Raw genomic sequence first — 9,045 nt, 5'->3', positions numbered from 1 at the left:
GGGGCCGCGCTGGCCCGCTCGCGCCGCACGGGGCGGGGGGGGGGGGTTCCCTTCCCCTCCGGCGCGCTCCCCCCCGGTGTTCTGTTTGGTGTCCCCCCCCGGCCACGGCTGTCCGGTTCGTTGACTGTCCTTTGTGGATGTGTCAGGTCGTCGTCAGGGGTTCGGGACATCATGGCCGCCAACGCTTTGGCCAGGTCACCCTCTCGGCAAGGCAGGTCCCATGACGAGCACGCTGAGCGCACCGCGGGCAGCCGTCGCCGCGCTCGCGCCCTACGTCGTGGTCCGGCTGGCTTCGGTGTCCTACCCGCCCGCGCCCGCCGAGGCGGCCCCGCTGCGCCGCGCGCTCGACGCGCTGGCCGAGGTCAGCGCCCGGCTGACCGCGCTCGGGCCCGCGGTCGCCGACGCGCTGTACCGCAGCCACGACACCCGCGCCGTGGTGCTGCCCCTGCGCCGGGACGTGCACAACGGCCGCGCCCCGCGTCCCGCCCTGCTCGCGGCCGCGCGCGACCTGCACGTTCCCGGTCTGGCCGAATGGTTGCGGCTGCGCGCCGAGGCGGACGCGCTCGCGGGTGCGGTCGAGGCCGCCACACCTGTCGCGCTCGCCGCCGAGCGCGCGGTGCTGGCGCGGCTGTGCGCGGCCGAGCCGCTGCGCAGCGCGGCCGCGCTGACCGGCCGCGACCTGCGCTACGGGATCGACAGGGTGGCCGCCGCGGGCGCCACCCCGGACGCCCGCGCCCGCAAGGCCGAGCCCACCGTCCTGCGCTACGCGTTGCGCGCGTGCGCCAAGACGAGCCCGCTGTCCTGGTTCACCCAGGTCGGCTGGGGCACCTGGGACGAGCCGGGGGAACCCGGTGAGCCCGTCGCCGAGACCAGGGCCAACGCCGTCCTGTCCACTCGGCTCGTCGCCGCGCTGCTCGCCGATCCCGCGCGCCGCGACCACCTGCCGCACCGCCTGGCATCCGGCCTGCGGGAGCGTGCGGGCCGGATCGGGTTCCACCGGGACATCCCGATCGACGGCGCCACCCAGGTCTGCACGACGCGGGAGGAGCAGGTCGACCTGCCCGCGACGGGCCCGCTCCGGTTCGTCGTCGCCGAGGCCGCCCCCGGTGCCACACCCGCCTGGCTCGCCGACCGCCTCGCCGCGCGGCTGTCCGGCGACGGGGCCGCGGCCCGCGAGTTCGTCGGCCGGTTGGTCGACCTCGGGCTCCTGGTGCCCGTCGCGCCCGTGCACCCGCAGGCGCCCGAGGCGCTGGCGGGTTGGCTGGCTGCGCACGGCGACCACGATCTGGCCGTCCTGCTGGACGACGCGCACGCGGCCACCGCCCGGTTCGCCGACACCCCGGCGTCGGCACGCCCCGAAGCCCTGCGCGCCCTGACCGACCGTTGGCAGACGCTGGGCGCCGCCGCGGGCGTCGACCTGGCGGACGTGCCCGTGTTGACCGAGGACGTGGTGCTGCCGCGGCCACGGACCGTGCGGGCGCCCGCCCGCGCCGACCTCGCGCGGTTGACCCCGCTGTTCCAGCTCTTCGACGAGCTGCTGCTGGTGCGCAGGCTCGCGCGGCACCGGTTCGTGGCGCGCTTCGGCGCGGGCGCGGCGGTGCCGATCGCCGACTGCGCGGACATCGTGCCCGCCCTGGCCGACGGTCTGGCCGACCCGGCCGCGAGCGAGTACCCGGACATCCGCGCGCTCGCGGCGGCCCGTGCGGCGGCGGTGGCGGCCGTGGTGGTCGACGGAGACCGGGCGACCGTGCCGGAATCGCTGGTCGCGGGGGCGGCGGACCTGCTGCCCGCGTGGGCCGACGCGCGGCCGGTGTCCTACTCGTGTTTCGTCCAGCCCGCGGGCGAAACCCTGGTGCTCAACCACGTCTACGCGGGCTTCGGCCGGTTCGCCAGCCGGTTTCTCGGCCGGTTCGACCCGGCCGCGCGGGCCGCCGTGGCCGCCCGGGTGCGGCGCACGCTCGGCGGCGCCCCCGCGCAGCTTCGGCCCGTGCGCGGGTTTAACGCCAACCTGCACCCGCTGCTCGGCGGCCAGGAGATCGGCGAGGACGCCGCGTGGGCCGACATCGACACCGCCGAGTTGGCGCTGGTCCACGATCTCGGCACCGACCAGCTTCGGGTGTGCCACCGCGGTGTCCCGCTTGACGTGCTCTACCTGGGTTTTCTCGTGCCCTACCTGCTGCCGGACCGGCTCGCCCCGCTCTACACCGACCTGGCGTGCGGCATGGTCGCGCCCGGCCTGCTGGCGCCCATCGCGCGCACGGACGGCGTCACTGTCCAATCACGACTGTCCTATCGCGACGTTGTGCTGTCCCGGCGCACGTGGCGGTTCGACACCGCGCCGGACGTGCCCGACGCGGCCGCCGCGGCGCGACTGCGCGGGCGCCACGGGCTGCCCGAGCATGTCTTTGTCGGCGCGAGCGGCGCGATCACGTCGATGGCGGACTTCGCCCGCTACCGGGGCAGCCCGAAGCCGCAGTACGTCGACCTGGGCAACGCGCTGCACCTGCGCTGCCTGCCCAAGCTGCTCGCCAGGCACGGCGGTGACGCGCGGTTCGCGGAGGCGCTGCCCGTGCCGGGCACCCAGGGCCGAGTGACCGAGCTGATCATCGAGACCCACCGGAGCCCGCGATGACCGAGTCCCGTTCCGGCCGGGTGATCCGGCTGCGGCCGGTCGTGCACGCGACCCCCACCGAGTCCGGCGTGCACGTGCGGGGCTGGGTTTCCAGCTTCACCCTCGGCGGTGGCGCCGGCCTGTGGACGGTCTGGGAGCGGCTCGCGGCGAAGCTGGCCGAGGGCGTGCCGGTGGCGGATTTCGGTGTGCCGGAAGGGATCTCGCCGTCGGTGGGCAAGGCGATCGAGGTGGTGCTCACGCAGCTCCGCGAGCACGACATGGTGGTGGAGGTGCCCGCGGGCTGGGGCGCGGACGGTCCTGGCCTGCCGCCGCCGGACACCGCGCTGTGGCTGGAATCCGTGGCCGACGACCCGGCCGAGGCGTGGCGGCGGCTCTCGGCCGCGCTGATCGGCGTGCGCGGCGGGGGGACCCTCGCCGCGGCCGCGCGGCGGGCGCTGTCCGCCGCCGGAATCCAAGCCGCGGGGCCGGTTCCGGGCGACGGGCTGGTGCTGTTCGCGGGTGGACGGTCGGTGGCCGTCGTGGCTGGGTGCGGCGCCGAGGTCGGGTATGTGCTGCCAGCGGGCCTGTACGCGGAGCGGGTCGCGGCCGCGCCGGAGGTGCGCACGCGGCTCGGTGTCGACCGGATGCGGCTCGTCGGGGATTCGGTGCCCGCGGTGCCGGAGGTGTTGGCGGCACTGGTGGGCAGCGCGGCGGCGCACCGGTTGCTGTGCGCGGTGGCCGGTCTGCCGGACCCGGCGGTGGACGCCGACGTTCTGTCTACTGTGGACGGTCAGCGGCACGTGGGGGAGCGGCCCGCCGTGCTGGTCGCCCGCCTCGACCCGCTGCGCGCCGAGTACCACCCCTGGCTCACCGGGGCGCCGCGCCCGCTGCCGTCCGGGTTCGCGGGCGCGGCCCGGCTGGCCGAGCTGCTGTCCGACCCGGAACTGGGGGTGGTGCCGCCCGCGGAACTCGGTGCCCTGCCGCAACTTCCGGCCAACCTCGCCACGGTCGGCGCGACCCTGGGCGTCGGCACGACCACCGACGCCGCCCGGGTCGACGCGGTACTGCGCGCGGTCGGCTCGGCGGACGTCGCGTTCGGCGTCGATCCGGTGCACGCCAGGGGAGTGGCGCTGCGGCACGCCGTGCGCGACCGCTCGTTGACCGGTGACCCCGTATCCGGCGACGACTGGCTGCGCGATCCCACCGCGCGGCGCTGGTGGAAGGCGCTGACGCTGCGTTTCGGGGTGCCGGCGAGCCTGCGGGTGCGCGGGCTCGCCGCCGGCGTCGTGCAGGCCGAAGTGCTGTCGCCGCAAGGAGTTCTGGCGTGGGCGATCGAGGGGACGGCCGCCGACGCGGTCGCCTTCGCCGCCCTCGCCGCGACCGGCGTCGTCCAGGCGCAGGAGGCCCGCCTGCCCGTCTCGACCGGCTCGGTGTGGCTCTGCGGCGCCGCCCCGGCCTGGCGCCCCGACGACACCGCCCCCTGGACCACCCGCGACTGGTACTGGCCCGCGACAGTCGCGGAAGCCGAGCCGCGGGTGCAGGCCGCGTTGGCGACGCTGCTCGACGTCCCGCTCCCGGACGTCGAGCCGCCCGCCGACGCGAGTCTGGCCGCGGCGGGCCTGCTGGCCTGCCGAGTGCCGATCCCCGCCGAACTTCGCGGTCCCGGCAGGGGAGGCGCCGGATGACCGTCCCGCACAGCACGCCTCTCGATGTCGTCCACCTGGCCTCTCTCGACGGGGATGGTGCGGCGGCCGACCTTCCCGTGCGCCGTGACGGTGGGCTCGCGTTGTTCGGTCCGGTCGCGGGCACCTGCCCGAGTTGCGCCGAACACGCCCGGCTCACCACCCAGGGCGCGCCTGCCGACCTCGATCCGCGCCTCGGCGGCGTGGTCGCCCCCGCGCTCAGCCCGCTGCTCCCCGCGCTCGCCGCGGATCTGTTGTGGGCCAGCCCGTCCGATGTCGTCGTCGCGGTGCGGTCCGATCATGCGACGGTCGCCACGCACACCGTGCGCCCGCGGATGGGCGGGTGTGCCACCTGCGCGCCGCTGCCCGACGACTCCGCCGCGCTGGCCGTCGTCGTCCGGGCGGACTGCCCGAGCGAGCCCGGCACCCTGCGCGGGGCGAATCCGCGCACCACAACCGAAAGCCTGCGCGCCGCCCTAGTGGACCGGCGGCACGGGCCGGTCACCAGCGTGTCGGTCAACGGGGTGATGCCGCTGGTCGTCGCGAGTGCGGAGTCGGGCGTCTGGGCGGGCTACGGGCGCACCGCCGACGCCGCGCAGGCCGAGCGTGTCGCGCTGTTCGAGGCCGTCGAGCGGGCCGCGGGGGCGGCGCCGCTGGGGCGGCGGACCGTGCTGACGGCGTCGTTCGCCGAGTTGGGTCGCGAGCGCGCCGTGGACCCGGTGCGGCTGGGGCTGCCCGACTTCGCCGACCCGCGATTGGCCCGCTACCACCCGGATCTGCCCGTCCGGTGGGTGCACGGCTGGTCCTACACCCGCGAGGCCGTCGTCGCCGTGCCCGAGCAGGTGGCCTACTGGAACGCGCCCGGCACCCGGTTTGTCGCCGAGACCTCCAGCGGCTGCGGCCTGGGCAACAGCTTCACCGAGGCTGTCCTCTTCGGACTGTTCGAGGTCGCCGAGCGGGACGCGTTCCTGCTGGCCTGGTACGCACAGACACCGCTCGACAGGGTGCGCCTTCCTGACACCGATCCCGTGCTGCCACACCTGGCCGACCGGCTCGACTCGCTGGGCTACGAGTTGCTGTTCTTCGACGCCACCACGGATCTGGACATCCCGGCCGTGCTCGCGCTGGCCCGCTACCGCGGCCGGGTGCCGGGCGCGCCGCGCGCGTTCTTCGCCGCGGGAGCGCATCCCGACCCGGTGGCCGCGCTGCGCTCGGCCGCCGCCGAGTTGGCGGTGGACGTCGAGGCGGCCGCTGGCACACCCGACCGGCACGACCACGCGCGGCTGCGCGAGCTGTTCGCCGAGCCTGAGCGCGTGATGTCCATTGAGGACCACGTGCTGGTGAACACCTTGCCGGAAGCCGAGGAGCGGTACGGGTTCCTGCTCGGCGACACCCCGTGGATCGACGCCGCGGCGATGGTGCGCGGCCCCGGCGGCCGCGCGGGCGACGACCTGCGCCACGTGCTCGACGGCTACACCGGCAGGCTCGCGTGGCGCGGCCTGGAGGTCATCGCCGTCGACCAGACCGATCCCGTGGTGGCCGACCGGCTCGGTCTGCACGCGGCGAAGGTGCTGGTGCCCGGCACGCTGCCGATGACCTTCGGGCACCTGCGCAGGCGCACCGCGGGCCTGCACCGGCTGCTGGAGGTGCCCGCCGAACTCGGCAGGCTGCCCGCGCCGCTGGAGCCCGCGTCCCTGTCCCCGCACCCCCATCCGTTCCCATGACGGCCGCCGCGTACGCCCACAGCCACGGGAAGTCGGTCCACAGTGGACTTCCCGGCCGCGCCGCGCCGCTGCCCGCGGGCGCGCCGATCTCGGTGCTGGCCGACGGCGGCCCGTTCGGCGCGGCGCTGGCCGTTCTGCTGCTGGAAGTGTTGACGCCCCAGCGGTTCGAGCCGTGGAACGCGGCCAACGACCACCGCGCCTACCCGTCCCCGCGCGCGGCGTACCCGGTGCGCGTGCGGCTGCGCACCCCCGCGGGCGCTTGGGTGGTCGACCCGGTCCGCCGCACGCTGTCCGGCCCGGGTGTGCCCGCGGTCGGCGACACCGCCCGGCTCGACTTCGACCGCGGCGCCGACCGTCTTCCCCCTGGCTACGGCGACCTGGCCGTCGCGCTGGCGGAACTGGAGACCGGACACCTGGGTCAGGCGCTCGCCGACGCCGCTATCCACTTCGGACTCATCGCCGACCTGGACGCCGATGGTGTCGCCCTCACGGGATCGGGAAACCTTCGCTCGACAACGGATTCGCCGTGGCGCAGCTCGGGTATCGGCCCGCGCGGACTCGCCGCCGACCCGCGGCCACTGCCCGCGAGCGCACTGCGCCTGCTCGCCGACGCGGTGCCCGAAAGCCCGCTGCGGCACCGGATCGCCGTGCGCGGCGTCGACGGACTCGCCGGCGGCTGGTACGCGCCGCACCCACTGCGCCTGGTCGAGCCCGCCGCGGCCACCGCCGCCGTGCAGGCGGCGTTCACCTACCCGCGCACCCAGATCGACGTCACGGGGATGAACGTGGCCTGGGTGATCACCGCCGACGTGGCCGCGGCCGTCGCCGAGCGCGGCCAGGACGCCTACCCCGCGCTGCTGCGCGCGGCAGGCGCCGCAGGCCAGCGGATCTGCGCCGCCGCCGCGAGGGCCGGGCTGTTCTGCAGGCCAGCGCGGAGCGTGCGCGAGCCCGAACTGGAGGCCGCCGCGCACGCCCCGCCCGGCCACGACTTCCTCTACCTGCTCTTGGCAGGCCGCCCGCGAACCCGCGGTGTCGGCTACGACCTGACCCCGGTGAAGGAGCTGCCATGACCCGCACCGCCGAACCCCGGCTCACGCGGACCCGGTCGTGGACCGGCCTGCACTGCCACCTCGCGTGGCGGACCGAGCACGTCGACGAGTTCCTGGCGCGCACTGTCGGCCCGCTGCTCGACGGGCTGCGGGTGTCCGGGCTGATCGCCGACTGGTACTTCCTGCGCTACCGCGACCGCGGCCCCCACCTGCGCGTCCGGGTCCGCGGCGCCGACTGGTGCACGGTCCGCGCGCTGCGCGCCGACCTCGCCCGGCTGGTCGCCAAGGCCGACCACCCCGTGCTCCCCGGCGACCCGGGCGACCACCCGCACGGCGCCGTTCGCGAGGTCGCCTACGAGCCCGAGACCGAGCGCTACGGCGGCCCGGCCGCGCTGCCGCACGCCGAGGACTCGTTCTGCCGGTCGTCGGAACTCGCGCTGACCGTGCTCGCCGCCGCCGACAGCCCCAGCGCCAAGCTGACCGCCGCCGCCGAACTGGTCATGGCCACCGCGCTCGCGCTCGGCCTGGACCGCCGGGCCGCGGGCTCCTGGCTGCGGCTGCACGGCGCCGCCTGGCGGCACGCGCCCGAGACGACCCTGATGCCCGCGCTCGCCTCGCACCGCATCGCCGACGGGCTGTTCACCCCGCGCGCGCTTGCCTTCGACGCCCGCTGGGACCGGGTGGCGCGCACCCGCGGCCACGTGCTGACCCGCTGGACCAACAGCGTCCGCCGCACCCGCCGGGCCGTCGAGGGCGACGCGTCGAGCCCCGCCGCGGGCTACTGGCTCGGCGTGTGGGGCTCGCACCTGCACCTGCTGCTCAACCGCATCGGCCTGTCCCCGGACGAGGAGCGCACGCTGTGCTGGCTGGTCGCGGCGTCGGCGCTGGCCCCGCGCGGCCCGGAGCCGTTCTTCGCCGACGGCGTCACCGCCGCCGACCGGCGCTACCTGGAGGCCAGCCGGTTCCGACCCGGTCTGCCCGGCCAGACGCCGATGGCGGTCACCGACCGGCCGCGCGTGCCCACCCCGCGGGACGTGCCCGTCGCGCTGCCCGGTCCGGCGCCGCTCACGGTGCCGCTGACCGAGGCGCTGCACCGCCGGGCCACCGGCCGCGGCGTCCTCGGCGGCCCGATCACCGCGGCCGACCTGGCCACCGTGCTGTGGACCGCCCAGGCGTCGCTGCCGGACAACCCGGTGCACGCCCTGGACGGCTCGCCGCACCCGCGCAGGCCCTACCCGAGCGCCGGTCTGGCCTACGCCGCGCGGCTGGCGGTGCTCGTGCGCGACATCGCGGGCGTCGACCCCGGGCGCTACCTGGTTGACGAGGTCACCCGGACGCTCACGCGCACCGGCCCGCTGCCCGCGCAGACCGACCTGGCCGGCATGTCGATGTGGTTCGGCGAGAACGGCGTCGAGCGGGGCGGCACCGACCTGTCCGCGGTGCCCGCCGTGCTCGGCCTGTCCGTCGATCTCGGCGGCCTGCGGGCCCGCTACGGCCTGCGGGGCCTGCGGTTCGGCTTCACCGAGGCCGGGCACCTGGCGCAGAACCTGGCCCTGGTCGCGGCCGCCGCCGGGCTGTCGCTCGGCATGGTCGGCGGCTTCTACGACGACGTGGCCAACGACGTGTTCGGCCTCGACGGCGTGGACGAGGCGCTGGTCTACCTGCTGCCACTAGGGCGCTCCCAGCTCCCCGCACCCCGCGGACCGGAGTAGCGAGAAGGATGAGTGATCACATGCGGGACACCCTGTTCGAGATCGATGACCTGCGGTTCGACGACATCGAGGTGACCTCGATGCGCGACGTGACCGCGCTGCCCGAGACCGGCGCGTCCGGCGGCACGAGTAGCTGTTCGTGCTCGGGATGTTCGTGCTGTCAGCCGATGAAGTGACGGCCGTGGGGGGCGGGGCCCCCCCGCCCCCCCCCCCCCCCCCCCGGCGGTGGCCCAACACCCCGCCCGGGGAGGCGCCCCAGCGGCGCGC

General features: G+C 76.3%; 6 protein-coding genes. All 6 read left to right on the top strand.

Features of this window, described 5'->3' with window-relative positions:
• Window positions 1-220: 220 nt before the first annotated feature.
• Genes ACT4N7_RS13835 through ACT4N7_RS13810 form a run of 6 tightly spaced genes read left to right on the top strand, consistent with a single transcriptional unit; the run spans window position 221 to window position 8,954 of the window.
• Window positions 221-2,632, top strand: a complete 2,412-nt coding sequence (locus ACT4N7_RS13835) for a lantibiotic dehydratase (RefSeq protein ID WP_444829105.1) — start codon at window positions 221-223, stop codon at window positions 2,630-2,632.
• Complete coding sequence (locus ACT4N7_RS13830) at window positions 2,629-4,296, top strand: hypothetical protein (RefSeq protein ID WP_444829104.1); 1,668 nt, start codon at window positions 2,629-2,631, stop codon at window positions 4,294-4,296. The genes ACT4N7_RS13835 and ACT4N7_RS13830 overlap by 4 nt, the downstream gene beginning before the upstream one ends.
• The gene (locus tag ACT4N7_RS13825) at window positions 4,293-6,017 is read left to right on the top strand and encodes a YcaO-like family protein (RefSeq protein WP_444829103.1); all 1,725 of its coding nucleotides are present in this window, start codon (window positions 4,293-4,295) and stop codon (window positions 6,015-6,017) included. Before ACT4N7_RS13830 ends, ACT4N7_RS13825 begins: the two co-directional genes overlap by 4 nt.
• A complete protein-coding gene (locus ACT4N7_RS13820; RefSeq protein ID WP_444829102.1) occupies window positions 6,014-7,087 on the top strand; it encodes a hypothetical protein in 1,074 nt (357 codons plus the stop codon). The genes ACT4N7_RS13825 and ACT4N7_RS13820 overlap by 4 nt, the downstream gene beginning before the upstream one ends.
• Window positions 7,084-8,778, top strand: a complete 1,695-nt coding sequence (locus ACT4N7_RS13815) for a thiopeptide-type bacteriocin biosynthesis protein (protein ID WP_444829101.1) — start codon at window positions 7,084-7,086, stop codon at window positions 8,776-8,778. The genes ACT4N7_RS13820 and ACT4N7_RS13815 overlap by 4 nt, the downstream gene beginning before the upstream one ends.
• An 8-nt stretch (window positions 8,779-8,786) precedes the next feature.
• Entirely contained in the window at window positions 8,787-8,954 is a 168-nt protein-coding gene (locus tag ACT4N7_RS13810) for a thiazolylpeptide-type bacteriocin (RefSeq protein WP_444829100.1), read from the top strand.
• Window positions 8,955-9,045: the final 91 nt, after the last annotated feature.

The sequence above is a fragment of the Actinokineospora sp. genome (assembly GCF_052390155.1).
GTDB lineage: Bacteria > Actinomycetota > Actinomycetes > Mycobacteriales > Pseudonocardiaceae > Actinokineospora.
The sequence above is the reverse complement of the archived record's forward strand: the minus strand, read 5'-3'. Positions and strand labels throughout refer to the sequence as shown.

Bases quoted from the DNA above. Each gene is read 5' to 3' on its own strand.
- ACT4N7_RS13825 (WP_444829103.1), top strand. From the start codon at position 4,293: ATGACCGTCCCGCACAGCACGCCTCTCGATGTCGTCCACCTGGCCTCT.
- ACT4N7_RS13810 (WP_444829100.1), top strand. From the start codon at position 8,787: ATGAGTGATCACATGCGGGACACCCTGTTCGAGATCGATGACCTGCGG.
- ACT4N7_RS13830 (WP_444829104.1), top strand. From the start codon at position 2,629: ATGACCGAGTCCCGTTCCGGCCGGGTGATCCGGCTGCGGCCGGTCGTG.
- ACT4N7_RS13835 (WP_444829105.1), top strand. From the start codon at position 221: ATGACGAGCACGCTGAGCGCACCGCGGGCAGCCGTCGCCGCGCTCGCG.
- ACT4N7_RS13815 (WP_444829101.1), top strand. From the start codon at position 7,084: ATGACCCGCACCGCCGAACCCCGGCTCACGCGGACCCGGTCGTGGACC.
- ACT4N7_RS13820 (WP_444829102.1), top strand. From the start codon at position 6,014: ATGACGGCCGCCGCGTACGCCCACAGCCACGGGAAGTCGGTCCACAGT.